The organism is Marinobacter flavimaris, assembly GCF_045057155.1.
In the GTDB taxonomy this organism is placed as follows: domain Bacteria; phylum Pseudomonadota; class Gammaproteobacteria; order Pseudomonadales; family Oleiphilaceae; genus Marinobacter; species Marinobacter manganoxydans.
Map to the genome: position 1 here is coordinate 2,401,964 of NZ_CP171359.1, position 17,330 is coordinate 2,419,293.

Annotated in this window: 17 protein-coding genes and 1 pseudogene; 8 read left to right on the forward strand and 10 right to left on the reverse strand. The window is 57.7% G+C overall.

Annotated elements, in window-relative coordinates; all coding sequences use genetic code 11:
• Positions 1-5: 5 nt before the first annotated feature.
• The 6 genes from paaA to paaZ all read left to right on the forward strand — a co-directional run bounded on the left by paaA (position 6) and on the right by paaZ (position 5,853).
• Positions 6-998 carry a 1,2-phenylacetyl-CoA epoxidase subunit PaaA gene (gene paaA, locus ACGK9W_RS11225; RefSeq protein ID WP_405416841.1) on the forward strand — a complete coding sequence of 331 codons (993 nt, stop codon included), beginning with the start codon at positions 6-8 and terminating at the stop codon, positions 996-998.
• Positions 999-1,015: 17 nt separating this feature from the next.
• On the forward strand, positions 1,016-1,297 hold the full coding sequence (gene paaB / locus ACGK9W_RS11230; protein ID WP_069182872.1) for a 1,2-phenylacetyl-CoA epoxidase subunit PaaB: 282 nt from the start codon (positions 1,016-1,018) through the stop codon (positions 1,295-1,297).
• 12 nt (positions 1,298-1,309) lie between these two features.
• A complete protein-coding gene (gene paaC / locus ACGK9W_RS11235; protein WP_136632167.1) occupies positions 1,310-2,074 on the forward strand; it encodes a 1,2-phenylacetyl-CoA epoxidase subunit PaaC in 765 nt (254 codons plus the stop codon).
• Positions 2,058-2,627, forward strand: coding sequence for a 1,2-phenylacetyl-CoA epoxidase subunit PaaD (gene paaD / locus ACGK9W_RS11240; protein ID WP_069182870.1), 570 nt, complete (start codon positions 2,058-2,060; stop codon positions 2,625-2,627). The genes paaC and paaD overlap by 17 nt, the downstream gene beginning before the upstream one ends.
• 13 nt (positions 2,628-2,640) lie before the next feature.
• Positions 2,641-3,720, forward strand: coding sequence for a 1,2-phenylacetyl-CoA epoxidase subunit PaaE (gene paaE, locus ACGK9W_RS11245; RefSeq protein ID WP_405416844.1), 1,080 nt, complete (start codon positions 2,641-2,643; stop codon positions 3,718-3,720).
• 87 nt (positions 3,721-3,807) lie between these two features.
• On the forward strand, positions 3,808-5,853 hold the full coding sequence (gene paaZ, locus ACGK9W_RS11250; RefSeq protein WP_008173792.1) for a phenylacetic acid degradation bifunctional protein PaaZ: 2,046 nt from the start codon (positions 3,808-3,810) through the stop codon (positions 5,851-5,853).
• Positions 5,854-5,974: 121 nt separating this feature from the next.
• Here the strand turns inward: paaZ and ACGK9W_RS11255 are convergent, their stop codons facing one another.
• The 6 genes and pseudogenes from ACGK9W_RS11255 to ACGK9W_RS11280 all read right to left on the reverse strand — a co-directional run bounded on the left by ACGK9W_RS11255 (position 5,975) and on the right by ACGK9W_RS11280 (position 11,234).
• Positions 5,975-6,679, reverse strand: a complete 705-nt coding sequence (locus ACGK9W_RS11255) for an ABC transporter ATP-binding protein (protein WP_008173790.1) — start codon at positions 6,677-6,679, stop codon at positions 5,975-5,977.
• A 258-nt stretch (positions 6,680-6,937) separates the two neighbouring features.
• Positions 6,938-7,339: pseudogene (locus tag ACGK9W_RS11260) on the reverse strand (ABC transporter); the annotation flags it as partial.
• Between the two features lie 17 nt (positions 7,340-7,356).
• A complete protein-coding gene (locus ACGK9W_RS11265; protein ID WP_008173788.1) occupies positions 7,357-8,115 on the reverse strand; it encodes an ABC transporter ATP-binding protein in 759 nt (252 codons plus the stop codon).
• The gene (locus ACGK9W_RS11270) at positions 8,112-9,119 is read right to left on the reverse strand and encodes a branched-chain amino acid ABC transporter permease (RefSeq protein ID WP_008173786.1); all 1,008 of its coding nucleotides are present in this window, start codon (positions 9,117-9,119) and stop codon (positions 8,112-8,114) included. Before ACGK9W_RS11270 ends, ACGK9W_RS11265 begins: the two co-directional genes overlap by 4 nt.
• Positions 9,119-9,994: a branched-chain amino acid ABC transporter permease gene (locus ACGK9W_RS11275; protein ID WP_014577972.1), complete on the reverse strand. Its 876-nt coding sequence runs from the start codon at positions 9,992-9,994 to the stop codon at positions 9,119-9,121. Before ACGK9W_RS11275 ends, ACGK9W_RS11270 begins: the two co-directional genes overlap by 1 nt.
• An 82-nt stretch (positions 9,995-10,076) precedes the next feature.
• Positions 10,077-11,234: an ABC transporter substrate-binding protein gene (locus tag ACGK9W_RS11280; RefSeq protein ID WP_405416846.1), complete on the reverse strand. Its 1,158-nt coding sequence runs from the start codon at positions 11,232-11,234 to the stop codon at positions 10,077-10,079.
• Between the two features lie 273 nt (positions 11,235-11,507).
• On the opposite strand from ACGK9W_RS11280, the gene paaX reads away from it, so the two are divergent.
• Complete coding sequence (gene paaX / locus ACGK9W_RS11285; RefSeq protein WP_008173782.1) at positions 11,508-12,476, forward strand: phenylacetic acid degradation operon negative regulatory protein PaaX; 969 nt, start codon at positions 11,508-11,510, stop codon at positions 12,474-12,476.
• A gap of 8 nt (positions 12,477-12,484) precedes the next feature.
• Here the strand turns inward: paaX and ACGK9W_RS11290 are convergent, their stop codons facing one another.
• From ACGK9W_RS11290 to ACGK9W_RS11305, 4 genes are all read right to left on the reverse strand, one after another.
• Positions 12,485-12,994: an acyl-CoA thioesterase gene (locus ACGK9W_RS11290; protein WP_008173781.1), complete on the reverse strand. Its 510-nt coding sequence runs from the start codon at positions 12,992-12,994 to the stop codon at positions 12,485-12,487.
• 43 nt (positions 12,995-13,037) lie between these two features.
• On the reverse strand, positions 13,038-14,222 hold the full coding sequence (locus ACGK9W_RS11295; RefSeq protein WP_053112795.1) for a YbfB/YjiJ family MFS transporter: 1,185 nt from the start codon (positions 14,220-14,222) through the stop codon (positions 13,038-13,040).
• A 30-nt stretch (positions 14,223-14,252) separates the two neighbouring features.
• Positions 14,253-14,819 carry an elongation factor P-like protein YeiP gene (yeiP, locus tag ACGK9W_RS11300; protein ID WP_008173777.1) on the reverse strand — a complete coding sequence of 189 codons (567 nt, stop codon included), beginning with the start codon at positions 14,817-14,819 and terminating at the stop codon, positions 14,253-14,255.
• Positions 14,820-14,893: 74 nt separating this feature from the next.
• Positions 14,894-15,979 carry a threonine aldolase family protein gene (locus ACGK9W_RS11305; RefSeq protein ID WP_405421053.1) on the reverse strand — a complete coding sequence of 362 codons (1,086 nt, stop codon included), beginning with the start codon at positions 15,977-15,979 and terminating at the stop codon, positions 14,894-14,896.
• A gap of 109 nt (positions 15,980-16,088) precedes the next feature.
• Between ACGK9W_RS11305 and ACGK9W_RS11310 the strand changes: the two genes are divergently transcribed.
• Positions 16,089-17,294: a hypothetical protein gene (locus ACGK9W_RS11310; RefSeq protein WP_405416848.1), complete on the forward strand. Its 1,206-nt coding sequence runs from the start codon at positions 16,089-16,091 to the stop codon at positions 17,292-17,294.
• The last annotated feature ends 36 nt before the right edge of the window (positions 17,295-17,330 follow it).

Here is a 17,330-nt window from a genome sequence, read left to right on the forward strand (position 1 = left end):
TGTTTATGTACGCCCAGCTCGTTGAAACCGGCGCCAAGCGCCTTAAGACCAAAGAAGAGATGTCGCCCGAAGAGCGCGACTTTCAGGAAAAGGTCGACGCCGAAACCAAAATCGAACCCAAAAACTGGATGCCGGAAGGCTACCGGAAGACCCTGATTCGCCAGATTTCCCAGCACGCCCACTCCGAAGTGGTCGGCATGCTGCCGGAAGGCAACTGGGTTACCCGCGCGCCTACGCTCAAGCGTAAGCTCCAGCTGATGGCCAAGATTCAGGACGAAGCGGGCCACGGCCTGTACCTGTACAGCGCCATGGAAACCCTGGGTGCTGACCGTGACGAAGAAATCGAAAAGCTGCACCAGGGAAAAGCCAAGTATTCCAGCATCTTCAACTACCCGACCCTGAACTGGGCGGACATGGGTGCCGTTGGCTGGCTGGTAGACGGCGCCGCCATCGTTAATCAGGTGGTGCTGCAGCGTACCTCCTATGGCCCCTATTCCCGCGCCATGATCCGCATCTGCAAGGAAGAAAGCTTCCACCAGCGTCAGGGTTACCAGATCCTGCTGGACATGATGCGCGAAGGCACCGAGGAACAGAAAGCCATGGTGCAGGACGCCATTAACCGTCTGTGGTGGCCGGCCCTGATGATGTTCGGACCACACGATGACGAATCCCCGAACTCGCAGCAGTCCATGGCCTGGAAAATCAAGCGCAAGAGCAACGACGAACTGCGTCAGATGTTCATCGACCAGACCGTACCGCAGCTCGAGTTCCTCGGTTGCACCGCACCGGATCCAGACCTGAAGTGGAACGAAGAAACCGGCCACTACGATTTCGGTGAAATCAACTGGCAGGAATTCTACGACGTTCTCAAGGGCAATGGTCCCTGCAACCGCGAGCGCATCAAGACTCGCAAGAACGCGATTGATGGAGGCGCATGGGTCCGCGAAGCGGCCGTCGCCTACGCCGAAAAACAAAAACAGCGCGCGCAAGCCGCTTGATACCGGAGGAATAGAACATGGCTGAATGGCGCCTTTACGAAGTTTTCGTGAGATCCAAGCACGGTCTGAACCACAAACACGTTGGCAGCGTTCACGCTGCTGACGCCGAGATGGCCATGGAGAACGCCCGTGACCTTTACACACGCCGCAACGAAGGCGTGAGCATCTGGGTTGTGCCCTCCGACACCATCACGGCGTCCGCGTCCGACGAGAAGGAAGTGCTCTTCGATCCGTCGGAAGACAAGGTTTACCGGCACGCTTCCTTCTACAAGCTGCCCGATGAAGTCGGACACATGTAAGGAGCGGTACCCATGACACAAGCAGAAGCATTACAGGAATACCTGCTGCGCCTGGCAGATTCCGACATGATCCTGGGCCAGCGCCTGTGCGAACTTTGCGGCAAGGCCCCGGCACTTGAGGAAGAGATGGCTCTGATGAACGTTGCCCTCGACCTCGTCGGCCAGGCCCGCAACTGGTACGAGTACGCCGCTGAGCTGATCAATGATGGTCGCGATGCAGACAAGCTGTGCTTCCGTCGCGATGCCCACGACTACCGTAACCTGCTGCTCACCGAGCAGCCCAACGAGGATTACGCTGTCACCATGGGCCGTCAGTTCTTCTTCGACGTGTACCACTACTTCACGCTCAAGAGCCTGACCGAGTCGAGTGATGAGCGCATTGCCGGCATCGCTGCCAAGTCGCTCAAAGAGGTGACCTATCACCTGCGTCGCTCCTCGGAGTGGGTGAAGCGTCTGGGCGATGGCACCGAAGAAAGCCACCGCCGCATGCAGGATGCCGTTGATATCCTCTGGCGTTTCACCGGTGAGCTGATCACTCCGGATGACACTGATCGTTTGATGGCCGAGGCGGGCATTGGCCCGGACCCCGACCAGCTGGCCAAAGACTGGCGCGGCATGGTCAATGAGGTGCTTACCCAGGCAACCCTGACACCGGGCGCAGAAGACGCCTGGATGTACATGGGCGGCAAGCACGGCGAGCACACCGAGCACCTTGGCTTCATCTTGGCAGAAATGCAGTTCCTGCAGAGGGCCTATCCCGATGCCACAACATGGTGATTCAGACAGCCGGTCAGCTGTCGACATTCTGATTGCCAGCGATCGGGTGCCGGCCAACGCCCGCCCCGATCTGCTGACAGAAGACGACATCTGGGCACTTCTTGAGGAGGTCAAAGACCCTGAAGTGCCGGCAGTCAGTGTCGTGGAGCTCGGCATTGTCCGGGCGGTTCACTGGGATGGCAAAGAGCTGTCCATCGACGTGACCCCGACCTACTCCGGGTGCCCGGCCACTGAACTGATTGAAGAACTGATCGCTGAAGCCCTGCGCGCTGCAGGCTTCCGGGATCCGAAAATCAATCAGGTGCTGACCCCTGCCTGGACCACCGACTGGATAACAGACGAAGGCAAAGAGAAGCTTCGGGCCTTTGGCATCGCGCCACCCGAGGGCAGCTCCAGCAAGATGAGCCTGCTCGGGGAACCGGAGGTGATTGCCTGCCCACACTGCGGCAGCAAGGACACCGAACGGGTCAGCGAGTTCGGATCCACCGCCTGTAAAGCCCTTTACCGTTGCAAGGAATGCCTCGAACCCTTCGACTATTTCAAATGCATCTAGAGCCGATACGATCATGAACAAATTTTACTCACTGACCCTCAAAGAGGTCAGACCTGAAACAAGAAACGCCGTATCACTAGCTTTTGACGTGCCGGAAGATCTGGCAGACAAATTTCATTACCAGCAGGGCCAGCACCTGATCGTGCGCACCAAGCTGGATGGCGAGGAAGTGCGCCGCTCCTACTCGATCTGCCGCAGCGTCAACGATCAGGAACTGCGCATTGCGGTCAAACAGGTTCCCGGCGGTCGCTTCTCCACGTTCGCCAACGAGCAGCTCAAGCCCGGCCAGACTCTCGAAGTCATGCCTCCCCAGGGCCACTTCTCCATCGATCTGGACCCGGAACGCGAAGGTAATTACCTGGCCGTTGCTGCTGGAAGTGGCATTACCCCGATCCTGTCGATCGTGAAGACCACTCTGGAGACCGAGCCCAAGAGCGAGGTCACCCTGTTCTACGGCAACAAGGCTACCAGCAGCACCATGTTCCGTGACGAACTCCAGGACCTGAAGAACGAGTACATGTCCCGCCTGAACCTGGTGTACATCTTCACTCGTGAAGAGCAGGACATTGACCTCTACAACGGCCGCATTGATCACGAGAAGTGCGACAAGCTGTTCGACCACTGGATCAATGCCAAAGAGCTCACTGCTGCGTTTATCTGTGGCCCTCAACTGATGACCGAGACCGTGCGGGACTCGCTGCTGAATCATGGCATGGAAAAAAGCAAAATCCATTTTGAACTCTTCACCCCGGCCGGTGGCGTGCCTCAGGCCCGGAAAGACCGCGATCCTGCCCACGTGGATCCGCAGTCTGTCAGCGAAGTAACCGTTATTGCCGATGGCCGCTCCCTGACCTTCCCACTGGTACGCGACACCAAGAGCATCCTGGATGCCGGGAATGAGGAAGGCGCTGATCTGCCTTACTCGTGCAAGGCCGGTGTCTGCTCGACATGCCGCGCCAAGGTGGTGGAAGGCGAAGTGGAGATGGACCAGAACTTTGCTCTGGAAGACTACGAGGTGGAAGCCGGTTACGTGCTTTCCTGCCAGTGCTACCCGATCAGCGACAAGGTGGTTCTGGACTACGACGAAATGTAGTTTCCGCCCCAACATCAAGAAAAGAGCAAGGCAAGTCCCGTAACAACGGGACTTGCCTTCGCGTTTCAGAAACGAATGGAGTTTCCCATGTCAGTCCTGAAAAGTTTCATTGCCGGCCAGTGGGTCGGCGAAAAGCCCGCCAAGGCTCTGCCAAGCGCCGTTAACGGCGAGATCGTCGCCCATACCCACGACGACACCCTCGATTTCAAGAACGCTGTTGAGTATGGCCGCAGGGTTGGCGGCAAAAACCTCATGGCGATGGATTTCCAGGAGCGCGCCCTGGCCCTGAAGGCCATGGCCCTGTACCTCCAGGAGCACAAAAAAGAACTCTACGCCCTGTCGATGCATACCGGTTCCACCAAGGGCGACAACGGCATCGATATCGACGGTGGTTTCGGTACGCTGTTTTCCTACGCCAGCATGGGCCGCCGCGAACTTCCCTCGGGCAACGTGGTTCACGAAGGCCCGGTGACTCCGCTGGGCAAGAACAACCACTTTGCAGGCACCCATATCCTGGTGCCCCGCGGCGGCGTTGCGGTTCACATTGACGCCTACAACTTCCCGGTATGGGGCATGCTCGAAAAGTTTGCACCCACCTTCCTGGCAGGCATGCCGTCCATCGTGAAGCCGGCCACCTCAACCTGCTACGTGACCGAACTCGCCGTCCGCCTGATGCAGGAATCCGGCGCGCTTCCGGAAGGCAGCCTGCAGTTGATCATTGGCAGCACCGGCGACCTGTTTGACCATCTGGAAGAGCAGGATGTGGTGACCTTCACAGGCTCGGCCGCAACGGCACGGAAGCTCAGGAACCACCCGAACATCATCAATCGTTCGATTCCGTTCAACGCCGAGGCCGATTCACTGAACAGTGCCATTCTGGCGCCGGACGTGACCCCGGAGCACGAAGAATTCGACGTCTTCGTAAAGGAAATCCGGCGCGAGATGACCGCCAAGGCCGGTCAGAAATGTACCGCCATTCGTCGTATCTTCGTTCCGAAAGATCAGGTAAACGCGGTCTGCGACAAGCTGAAAGAGCAGCTTTCCAAGATCACCGTGGGTGATCCCTCTGTCGAAGGCGTCCGCATGGGTGCACTGGCCTCCATCGACCAGCTGGAGGATGTGAAAGCCAACATCCAGGAATTGCTCAAGACCAGTGAGCTGGTTGTGGGTGGCGAAGGCAACTTCAAGGCTACCGGCGATGGCACCGAGAAGGGCGCGTTCATCGAGCCGCACCTGCTGCTGTGCCGGAACCCGGAAAGCGGCTGTGGTGCCCACGATATCGAGGCATTCGGCCCGGTTGCTACCGTCATTCCTTACGACACCGTTGAAGACGCCGTTGAACTTTGCTCGAAAGGCCGTGGTTCCCTGGTCACTACCCTGACCACCCGGGACCCTGCCATTGCTGGCAGGGTCGCCCCGCTGCTGGCCGCGTTCCATGGCCGCCTGCACCTGCTGGATGCCGAAGCCGCAAAAGAATCCACAGGCCACGGTTCTCCTCTGCCCATGCTGAAGCATGGCGGCCCCGGTCGCGCCGGTGGTGGTGAGGAACTGGGCGGTATCCGTGCGGTTCACCACTACCTGCAGCGCACCGCAATCCAGGGCTCTCCGAGCATGCTGGCTGCGGTTACCCGCGAGTACGTACGCGGTGCTGATCTGATCGAAACCGACGTGCATCCGTTCCGTCGCCACTTCGAAGACCTGCAGATCAACGAGTCTCTGCTGACGCATCGACGCACCGTCACCGAAGCCGACATCGTCAACTTTGGTTGCCTGTCCGGTGATCACTTCTATATGCACTTCGATGAAATCGCGGCGCGGGACTCCCAGTTCGGCAAGCGCATTGCTCACGGCTACTTCGTGCTTTCCGCTGCGGCCGGCCTGTTCGTCTATCCGGGTGAAGGTCCGGTGCTGGCGAACTACGGTCTGGACACCCTGCGTTTCATTGAGCCGGTTGCCCCGGGTGACACAATCCGGGCGCGCCTGACCTGCAAGCGCAAGATCGATCAGGGTCGGACATCTCCGGACGGACACCCCCAGGGTGTTGTGGTCTGGGATGTTCAGGTTCACAACCAGAACGACGAGATGGTTGCGAGCTACGACATCCTGACACTGGTTGCCAAGAAGCCCGAGTAACACCGGGCTTCCCTGCTTTCTCCCTGTCTTGGACCCCAGGGAGAAAGCGTCAGGCAAATAAAAGGGGGACAGGTCGCAAGACCTGTCCCCCTTTTATTGGCGCAAGGAAAGTTCCGGGCGATTACATGCCCAGGTAGGCCTCACGAACCTTCTCATTGCTGAGCAGTTCACGGCCGGTCCCTTCAATCACCACCTTGCCGGTCTCCAGCACATAGCCGCGATCAGCCAGTGCCAATGCCTGAGAGGCGTTCTGCTCTACCAGGAAGATGGTAATGCCCTCTTCCTTCAGTTCTTTGACGATGTTGAAGATCTCTTCGATGATCAACGGGGCCAGACCCATACTTGGCTCGTCCATAAGCAGCAGCCTGGGCTTGGCCATCAGGGCCCGGCCCATTGCCAGCATCTGCTGCTGGCCACCGGAGAGCTCACCCGCCAGGTTATGGCGCTTCTGACGCAGAATCGGGAACTTGGTGTACATCCGTTCCAGGTCGTCCATTACCTCGGGCGTTTTGCCCCGGGTATAGGCGCCCAACAGCAGGTTGTCGTGCACACTGAGGTCCTTGAACACCTGCCGGCCCTCGGGCACCTGGACAATGCCATTAGCCACCCGCTGATCGGCGCTGATCTTGGAAAGATCCTTGCCTTCGAAGGTTATGGCACCCCGGTCAGTGGGCTGCAAACCGGAAATGGTCATCAGCAGGGTGGATTTGCCGGCACCGTTGGCGCCTACCAGTGACACGATCTCACCGCTGTTGATATGGATATCCACATCATGCAGAACTTCGATCTGACCGTAGGAAGTAACCAGCCCCTTGATGGACAGCATCTCTTCTTTGGCATGAGGCGCAGTCACCCGGTCTGCGTGCTTCAGGCCGAGACCACCGAATTTCTCGGGGGTATAACTGACAATCTGGTGCCGCAGTTCCCGGAACTCTTCCCGGACGCGCTCACCGAACAGCGGATCGTTTTCCACGTCCCGGGCTTCAATAATCTGCTGCCAGTCTTCTTCCGTCAGCAGTTTCCGGGCCCGAGGAATAACCACGCCCTCTTCCTTGCGGATGTGCTTGCGCAGGGCCTCCGTGAAACGCGCCAGGGCATGACTGAATTCCTCGCGACCTTCCGGCCAGCCTTCCTCGCACTCGGCCAGGAGCCGGCGCAACTCCACCAGCTTTTCATGACCGATGACATAGCCCTTCGCCAGCTTCTCAAGAAGAGGCGCCGTCTCAGGGGACTTCTCGCTGAGCCGTTTGTACAGCTCAATGTCCGTGGGGGTGCTATGCACCCGCTGGGAGAAGTGCTGAATGTAATCAAAAATGGTCTTCAGCAGCCGCTCATCCGGGCGCTGATCGTTGAGGTTCATATCACTCAGCAACTGGTCCAGCAGATCCAGAATCCGCCACAGTGCCTGGTGTTCATGAACAATAATCCGTACGGCCTGCTCACTGCGTGACTGGGCAGGCGCCATTTCAGTGTTTTGCTCGCTCATGTGAAATGTCTCCTTGCTCAGCCACCCAGATAGGCGGCGATAACATCCGGGTTCTGGCGGATTTCCTCAGGGGTTCCCTCTGCCAGAACACGGCCGTAGTTAAGCACCAGCAACCGGTCGGATATACCCATAACCAGCTTCATGTCGTGCTCAACCAGCATAACGGTGGTGCCCTGATCCGCAATTTTCCGGATCAGATCCTCCAGGGCAGCGGTTTCAACCGCGTTCAAACCGGCGGCGGGCTCGTCCAGGAGGATTACCTTTGGTTCAGCGGCCAATGCCCGGGCAATCTCCAGGCGCTTCAGCGCACCATAGGACATCGCCGATGCTTCGGCATCCAGGTAGTCACCGCATCCCACATACTCCATCAGCTCGGCGGCGCGCTTACGGGCCGCGGCCTCGTTGCGGCGCAAAGAAGGCAAACGGAACAGGGTCGTAAACAGGCTGCTTTTGAGCTGCAGATGCCGACCCAGCATCACGTTTTCGATGGCGGTCATGTTCATGCAGATCTGCATCTGCTGGAACGTGCGGCACATGCCCCGCTCTGCCAGCTCATTGGGCTCCAGCTTGGCGGTGCTCTCACCGTTCAGCAGGATCTCGCCTTTGGTCGGCGTATAGAGCCCTGTGATCAGGTTAAACAGCGTTGTCTTGCCGGCACCATTGGGGCCGATAACAGAATAGACCTGTCCGGCTTCAACCGAAAAGCTGACGCCTTCCACCGCATGGACACCACCAAAGGCTTTATCCAGCCCCTTTACTTCGACCAGTGCTGTCATGCCTCACCTCCCGCTTTCTTGCGCATTTTCTTGGAAACAAACGCGGTCAGTGTGGGCAACAGCCCTTTTGGCATAAAAATCATGGTGAGCATCAGGATCAGGCCGAACATGACATGTTCCAGCTCCTGGAAATCTGCCAGAACCTGGGGCAAAAGCTTCAGCACCACGGCGCCAAGAATGACACCGAAGGTCGAGCCCATACCACCCAGAACAACCATGGTGATGAACAGGATGGAGAATTCGAAGCTTGCTACCGCAGGCGTAATGAAGCCCTGGAAGTGGGCATAAAGACTGCCCATCAGGCTGGCGTAGATCGCCGAGATCACGAACACCAGGCTTTTGTATTTCGCGGTGTTCACACCGACAACGCTGGCAGCCACTTCCGAGCCGTGAACCGAACGCAGCGCCCGGCCAATCGGCGATTCAATCAGGTTCAGGGCAAACCACACCGCTACCAGAAGCACCACGCTGGCGAAGATATACCAGGCCTGGAAGCCTTCGATCGTGATACCGAACAGCGAATAGCGACCAAACGCGCTCAGCTCCCAGCCAAATATTTCGAAGGCCGGCACCGGCATACCGTCTGGCCCGCCGGTCAGTGCACGCTCGTTGTTCAGGATGATGGCAATAATAAAACCAACGGCGAGGGTCGCCATGGACAGATAGTGGCCCTTCAGGCGCAGAATCGGTCGCCCGACAATCCAGGCAATAAAGCCCACAACAATTGCTCCGACCACCAACGCGGGCACTGAAGGCCAGCCGTAGGTGCCGGTCGCGATGCCGGTAAAGTAGGCGCCAAGACCGAAGAAGCCAGCGTGGCCAAGACTGATCTGGCCAGCAAAACCCACCAGGAGATTAAGGCCAACCACCGTGGCAGCAATGATCGCCATCTGGGTAACCAGCTCATAATGGAACGGGTTGCCGAGAAAAGCGGGAAGAATGATGAGAATCAGGGCGAGAACAATCAGCCCCCGGAGACGCGACTGCATAAACGTGTTCAACATCAGACGCGCTCCACTACCTTGGCACCGAACAATCCGCGGGGCATGAAGAACAGCACCAGCAGGATCATGGAGAATGCCACGGCATCCTTGTAGTCCGATGAAATGTAGCCGGCCGCCATGGCCTCAACGATGCCCAGCGAGAGACCACCAACCACCGCGCCAACGCCGCTACCCAGGCCGCCAATGGCAGCCGCCACAAAGCCTTTCAGTCCGAGAATGATACCGATGTCGTAGGACGTGAACGTGATCGGGGCAACAACAATACCGGCCACAGAGCCCAGTAATGCCGAAACCATGAATGCCAGCATCAGAACCATCTGAGTCCGGATACCGACAAGGCGCGCAGCCTCCTTGTTCATGGATGTCGCCAGGATAGCCTTGCCAATCAGTGTCTTGGTAAAGAACAGCACCAGGCCGACCACCAGGATCGCGCCAATACCGAGAACCCAGAGGCTCTGGCTATTCAATACCGCTCCGAAAACTTCAATAGGCTGGTCTGTGCTGAAATTCTGCATCACGTGGTATTCCTTGCCCCAGACAACCTGGGCAATACCACGGATAAAGATCGACGCACCGATGGTGATAATGATCAGGGTAACAACATCGGCCTGCTTGGCAGGTGCAATCGCGAACCGCTGCAGGGCGACGCCAAGAATACCGGCCAGAATGACCGCCAACACGACTGCCAGGATCATGGGCACGCCCATGGCCGTAAGCGAAACCGTAGCCATGCCTCCAATCATCAGAAACTCGCCCTGGGCGAAGTTGATGACGTGACTGGCGTTGTAGATGAGGGTAAAGCCGAGGGCTATCAGGGCGTAAGTCGCACCGATAGTAATCCCGGTGAACAGGTACTGTAAGAATTCTGCGAGCATAGCGGTGGTTCCGGTCGAACATCGGCTGGCGACTTACCCTGAATAGGGGTCGTCGCCAGCCGCGAGACAGGTTAAAGGGGTATCAGTCGATCAGTTTCCATTCGCCATTCTGGACTTCCAGAATGCGGAAGGATTCCGGATCAAGGCCGTTGTGGTCTTCCGGTGACATGTTGAATACACCGGTTACGCCGACATAGCCCTGGATATTCTCCAGTGCGTTACGAACGGCTTCCGGATCGGTCGAGCCGGCTTCTTCCATAGCGCGGACCGCCAGCATCAGGCCGTCGTAAGCGTAGGCACCGAAAGTGGACACCTTGGAATCCCAGCGGGCTTCGTATTCAGCCTTGTAGTTCTGAACCACTTCCTTCTGGGGATCGTCGTCCGGCAGGGAATCCGGCACTAGCAGCGGAGAGGCAGGCAGGCGCAGACCATCGGCTGAAGAGCCAGCCAGCTCGAGGAAGCTGTCGGATGCGACACCGTGGGACTGGTAGAACGGAAGCTCCATACCCAACTGGGCATAGTTGCGAGTCACGATGGCCGGACCCTGGCCGAAACCGAAGTTCAGAACCGCTTCCACACCACTTGTGTTACGGATATTGGTCAGCTGGGCGGTCATGTCTGTATCAGATCCGCTGTAAGTAACATCGGCCACAACTTCCATGCCCATCTGCTCGGCCACTTCCAGAGTCTGGGTGCGACCGGAGCTTCCGAAACCACCGGTGCCGGAAATCAGACCAAACTTGGTAATGCCGCGATCCTTCATGTCGGTCAGAATACGCTCTGCCGCCATGCGGTCGGTTTGAGGAGTCTTGAATACCCACTTTTTGACCGGGTTGGTGATAACCACAGCACCGGCCAGGGAGATGAACGGCACTTCTGCCTGCTCAATCAGCGGTACCGCCGCCATGGTAGCGCCGGTAGTACTGCCGCCAACGATGATATCAACCTGGTCCGAGCGGATCAGGCGACTGGCAAAGTTACGGGCAGAGGAAGCGTTGCCAACGTCGTCATAGTGGATCAGCTCCAGTTGACGACCAAGGACACCACCTTCTTCATTAATTTTTTCAACGTACATCTCGAGCGTTTTCAGCTCGGGATCACCAAGGAACGATGCCGGGCCTGTCACTGACAGGAACGAACCGATCTTGATGGGTTCAGCTGCCTGAGCGCTCATCATCATGAGACCGGCGGCTGCAACGGCTGCGCATTTGCCTGCGCGACGAATCACTGTTTTAAACATTGTTTTTGTTCTCCCGTTTTTTGCAGGGGCTTGAGTTTTTGTTTCTTCGCTCCCGGTATGATTCGATACCATTGACGAATATCAAATGAAGTTATTGTATCATAACGCTCGTGTCAACTGATTTCCGGGAGTGCCAACGCGGCTCTGTCAGTAAAGCCGACACTGGCAGAACACGCCAGCACCGCTGATCGAAAGACAAACCTTTACCTGACACGTAAGAACCGCATAATACGTACAACGTGTTTCATTGATTCTTATTTGCGAACTCAGGCCATGACTGCAAAAAGCCAGCTAGAACTGCTCGTCAAGAACTTCCAGAAAAAGCGACCCCTTCGGGCCGGCTCACTCATCATCACCATCTATGGCGATGCCATCGTTCCCCGCGGCGGCAATGTCTGGCTGGGAAGCCTGATGAAACTGGTAGAGCCCATGGGCATCAGCCAGCGACTGGTTCGCACCTCGGTGTATCGTCTGGTTCAGGAATCCTGGCTGCAGACCGAAAAGGTGGGCCGTTGCAGTTATTACAGCCTCACCGGCCCGGGCCTGCGGCGGTTCGAGCAGGCTTTTCAGCACGTCTATAACCTGGGCGCCGAAGAATGGAGTGGAAGCTGGTGCCTGGTCTACCTGAACCAGCTTTCCCCGGAACTCAGGCAAAAAGTCCGGGAGGAACTCAAGTGGCTCAGTTTTGGCAGCATGGCACCCGGGCTGATGGAACACCCACGCTTCACTCGCAGCGAACTGATTCCAATGCTTCAGGAATGGGGTGCTCTCGAAGACACCATCGTGATGCAGACCATGCCCATGGAGCAGAAGAGCCCAAGAGCCCTGAGACTGCAGGTTCGCGAAAGCTGGAACCTTGAGGAACTGGGCGGCCGCTACCGACGCTTCCTGACCCAGTTCCGGCCCCTGTGGCGTGAACTCCAGTCTGAGGACACTCTCAGCCCCGCGGAGTGCCTGATACTCCGGATCCTGCTGATCCACGAGTACCGCAAAATTCTTCTGAGGGACCCGCTGCTGCCCGATGAACTGCTACCCGGTGACTGGGAAGGCCGCAGCGCCAAACAGCTGTGTCGGAACCTGTATCGTCAAATCTATGTGCGGGCCGAGCAGTGGCTGGACGAGAACCTCGAAAACGCCTCCGGCCCCCTTCCAGGTCCGGGTGAGAAGTTTTACAAGCGGTTCGGTGGATTGCGGGATACTGCCATCCAGACAGATCCGACAACAGAACCAGAGGTTCTCTAGGCACCCGCTCAGTCAGTTGCCGAGCGGGACGAGGATGCCAGTTGTTCCCGGGTTTTCAGGCGCCCTTCCCGGCGAATCTCGGCATTGTCGTACCGGCGCTGTTGCTCGTCCGTTTCCGGTATCACTTCCGGGACATCCACCGGCCGGTCATTCTCGTCCAGAGCAACAAAGGTGAAAAAGGCCGAGAGAATGTGCCGCGTATCGCCGGTGTAACTGTTTTCGGCCTCTACCCTGGCACCGATTTCCATGGACGAGCCCCAGCTCCGGTTCAGCGACAGGCTGAACAGCAGCGTATCGTTACCCTTCGCCGGTGCCCTGAAATGGATTGAATCCACGGCAGCCGTCACACAAACATGGGCGGAATGCCGCTCTGCCACGACCAGCGCCAGCCGGTCGCATTTTGCCATGATCATGCCGCCGAACACGGTATTGTGGGAATTCATGTCGTTTGGAAACACCTTGTAGACGTGCTTCTCAATCGCAGATGCTGATACGGGTTTTGAAGGCTTTCCTGGCATGATCTGCTTTCCTCTTCGAGTGACATTCGATTGCGGAATCAATTCAACCCGCTGTCGCGGCTTCGCCCTGACGCTGCTGCGCCCGCCTTGCCAGGTGAAGCATCAAAACGCCTAACGCCATCACCACCAGGGTCAGCCAGAGGCCGTTGGTGTAATTACCTTCCACATCCGCGAGATAGCCAACCACCGCGGGTGCGATCATCTGGGCGATACCGTAGCTGAAGGTCAACCGGCTCATGGGCCGGGAAGGGTTCTCGGGGAAAACCCGCCCTACCATTGCCAGCATCATGCTGACGATACCGATAAAGCTGGCGCCATAAATCACGGAGCTGAGCATCACGCTGGCGAAGCTGGTGTTCACGATCAGCATCAGGATGCTCACGGAGTTCAGGGTGTAGGCCAGATAAAGCGCCAGCCACTGGCCCCAACGCCGGGAAAACACATCCCACAGCCAGCAGGCCGGCGTTGCAGCAAGACCTGCAATCAGCCAGACCAGCCAGCCCTGCCCCTGAAGCTCGGGCATGGATTCCGCAATTGCTACGAGGAAGGTGGCTGTCACCACATAGCCCACACCGGCGCAGAAATACGCCAGCTGGAGGATCCGTATGAACCGGCTTCGCTCGTCACCTGCCTTGGCCGCACCTGTTTTCGGCAAGGCACAGGCCCGGTAGTCCGGCATCCAACGCCAGGCGGGCAACAGAAGCCCAAGGGCCACCAGCCCGTAAATCACCCATTGCTGATCCCAGGTGAACGGATCCTTGATCAGCTCCGCCACCACAGCGGTGAGTACAATCCCGAGCCCGATACCGGAAAAGAACACGCCGAGCTCGGACTTCTGGTTGTTCTTGATCAACCAGCTCATCAAAAGACCGGCACCCAGCAACATACCCGCTGAGGTGCTCAGACCTGAGATAAAACGCAGAATGGACCACACCCACACATTGGTGGTGTACCCCATGAGAACCGTTGAAACCACGGCAACCACCAGGCCAAGCTGGTAGAGCCTTACCTTGAGACCAAGATCGCTGATCCGGGTAATCAGCACTGCGCCGGTCAGGTAGCCTGCGTAGTTCACGGTTGCCAGCATGCCGACAACGGATTTGCTCAGCCCCAGTGCCGCGACCATTTCCGGGATCATCGGCGTGTAGGAAAACCGGGCAATACCCACCATGACCACAACAGCAATCACGCTGGCGACCAGCACTTTTATCGTTTCTATCGGCTTCACAGGGTGTCCTTACTTCGGAACGACGTTAACTCAGGCGCGGCCCAGGAACTTGCGCTCCTCCACGTTAATGCGAATGCGGTCGCCGGTGGAGATGTGCTCGGGAACCTGAACAACCAGGCCAGTGGCAAACCGGGCGGGCTTGGTTCTAGCCGTCGCAGAGCCACCCTTTACAGACGGGTCCGTCTCCTCAATTACCAGCTCCACCGTAGGCGGAAGAGCCAGCGAAACCGGCGAATCCTTCAACAGGATCACCATGACACCCTGAGTATCTTCGGAAATGAACAGCAGCTCTTCGGCAATGGCCTCGCGGTTCAGGCTGTACTGGGTAAAGTCCTCGGTATCCATGAACACGTACTCATCGCCATCGGCGTAGGAAAAGGTGGCTTCCCGGCGGGTAAGGTCGGCCAGGTTGAGCATGTCCGAATCCTTGAAGGTTTCGTCCAGCTTCTGGTTAGTCACCACATCGTACATGCGCATGCGGTAAAGACTGCCGCCAGCCCGGCCCTGGGGCACGGAACGCTCGATGTCCTTTACAAAATACACCCGACCATCATATTCAACGGCGGAATTCTTTTTGATTTCACTGGCTCTGGGCATGTCTTCTGTTTCCGTAAAATTTGGGGTTTTGGGGCTGCTGATATACCACGACTTCGCCCCGGAATCGATAGATCTTAACTAACCAGGGCACGAACATCCGACAGGAAGCGGTCTACCTGCTCATTGGTCGTTGCCCAGGAGCACATCAAGCGGGCACTGCCACCGATAAAGTTGTAAAATCGCCAGCCTTTGGCCCGCAGTGCCGCCTGCAAAGGCTCCGGCATCTCCACGAAAACACCGTTCACCTGTCTCGGGTAGCGTAGCTGGATACCTGGAAGACCTTCCAGCCCCTCGGCAAGACGCTGGGCACAGGCATTGGCATGGCGGGCATTCTCCAACCACACATCGCCTTCGAGAAGCCCGCACCAGGGTGCCGAGATATAACGCATCTTGGAGGCCAGCTGGCCCGCCTGCTTACAGCGCCACTCGAAATCCTCCGCCAGAGACCGGTTGAAGAACACCACCGCCTCACCAAGCGCCAGGCCGTTCTTGGTGCCGGAAAAACAAAGAACATCGACACCGGCTTTCCAGGTAATTTCCGACGGATGTACATCCAGCGCAGCCACCGCATTGGCGAAGCGGGCGCCATCCATATGGATATTGAGCTTATGGTGATCGGCGACCGCCCGAATAACCCTGAGCTCCTCGGGTGTATAGACCGTCCCGACCTCTGTGGCCTGGGTCAGGCTGAGCGCCTTGGGCTTGGGGTAGTGAATATCGGTCCGCTTGGTCACCAGGTGCTCGATGCTCTCCGGTGTCAGCTTGCCGTTTGCACCCTGCCCCAGAAGCAGCTTGGCACCGTTGGAGGCGTACTCCGGGCCGCCGCATTCATCGGTTTCAATATGGGCCAGCTCGTGGCAGATCACGCTGTGAAACGACTGACCGATCGAGGCCAGGGCCAGAGAATTGGCGGCAGTGCCATTGAACACGAAGTAAACGTCACAGTCGGTATCGAACAAAGTCCTCAGACCATCCGCTGCCTTTTGCGTCCAGCTGTCCTCGCCGTAGGCTGGTTCATCCATCCGGTTAGCCGCTTCCATGGCTTTCCAGGCCTGCGGGCACACACCGCTGTAGTTGTCGCTGGCAAACTGCTCGGACTGGGACACAACGCGCTCCTGAATTCTGAAAGGAAAGCCTTTAACGTTATAGGAACCACCCATCATTGCCAACTTGCGTTCCATCCCAATTCGGGTGAGGCCGGGGGAATGACAAAGCCCGATACTTTATACTCTTGCCCCTGAAAGCCAGCAGACCAAGGACTCTCCCGCCATGGGGCGCTTCAATATCGCCAGTATTCCCGGCCGGATTATCACCGCCATTATCGCAGTCGCCTGCCTGGCAGGCAGCTACTATGCGATGACGACCGGGCTCAGCCAGCTCACCGAAGCACGGCAACTGGAACGCCTACCAGAAATGCCCGTCGGCGCTTTGACCACAGGCCCCTATGTGATCGCAGGCAAGGTCACGGATCAGTTGGGAACTCTCGAAACGCCCTATTCCAACACCGAGGCGGTCTACTATCGCTACAAACTCGAGGAGGAATATCGCGACTCCGACGGTGATCTGCGTATCCGCACCCTGGATTCCGGCGCCCGCGGCGGCGACTTCCAGCTCAGGGACCAGACCGGCTCAGTCATTGTAGCTCCGGGCAGCGATCTGGAAGAGGTCGAATGGAATCTGGAGCGAACCTATCGCAATCAGTCCGGCCGCAGAATCTACTCGGAGTGGGCGCTCATTCCCGGACACACGGCGCGGGTAATCGGCCAGTACAGCAGCGAAATCGGGGCAGTTACCTTTTATGGCCTCGAAGACTTCAGCCTTCCGGCCATGGTTTCCCGGAACACGCTGACCGTGGACAGTGGCGACCGGTTCTTCGAGGCAGCCATCCGCATTTCCATCGCAACTGGCTTTCTGGCTCTGGGTATCGCGCTGTCCCTTCCGTTGATCAAAGTTCACCGGTTCTGGGTCTATGTTCTGGTAATGGCCATTGCGGTGTCCGGTACGCTCTCGGTGCTTGGCATCAACAAGCTCCGTCAGGAATGGTCTGCCATCGCCGATTTGTATGAGGGCCGATACCAGCACGCCTGGACCAGCCGCCGACTCGCCGCAGCCAGCATTATTGCTGCCCTGTTGCTCTTGTGGTTGTCGATCCGGACCGTCAAGTTCAAGCGCCTGATCGAAGCGGTACCTACCAGCAGCACCCGGGGACTCAGTTTTGGCGTCTCGGAGCTCAAGGCAATTGTGGATGTCGATGAAGACCATCCCCCGCTCAGGGATCCACTAAAAAACGAGAAATGCGTGGCCTTCGACTACAAGGTTGAAGAAAAGCGGGGTTCCGGAAAAAACGAAAAATGGCGGGTTATTGAGCATCGGGAAGAACTAGCGCCTTTCTGGCTGGAGGACAGCGAGGGAAAGGTTCTCGTCCAGCCAGACGGTGCGAAGATCGAATACCCGCAGTACGTAAGCGATCTATAAACCACATTCTAGGGGTCTGCGCGGCAGAAGTATTTT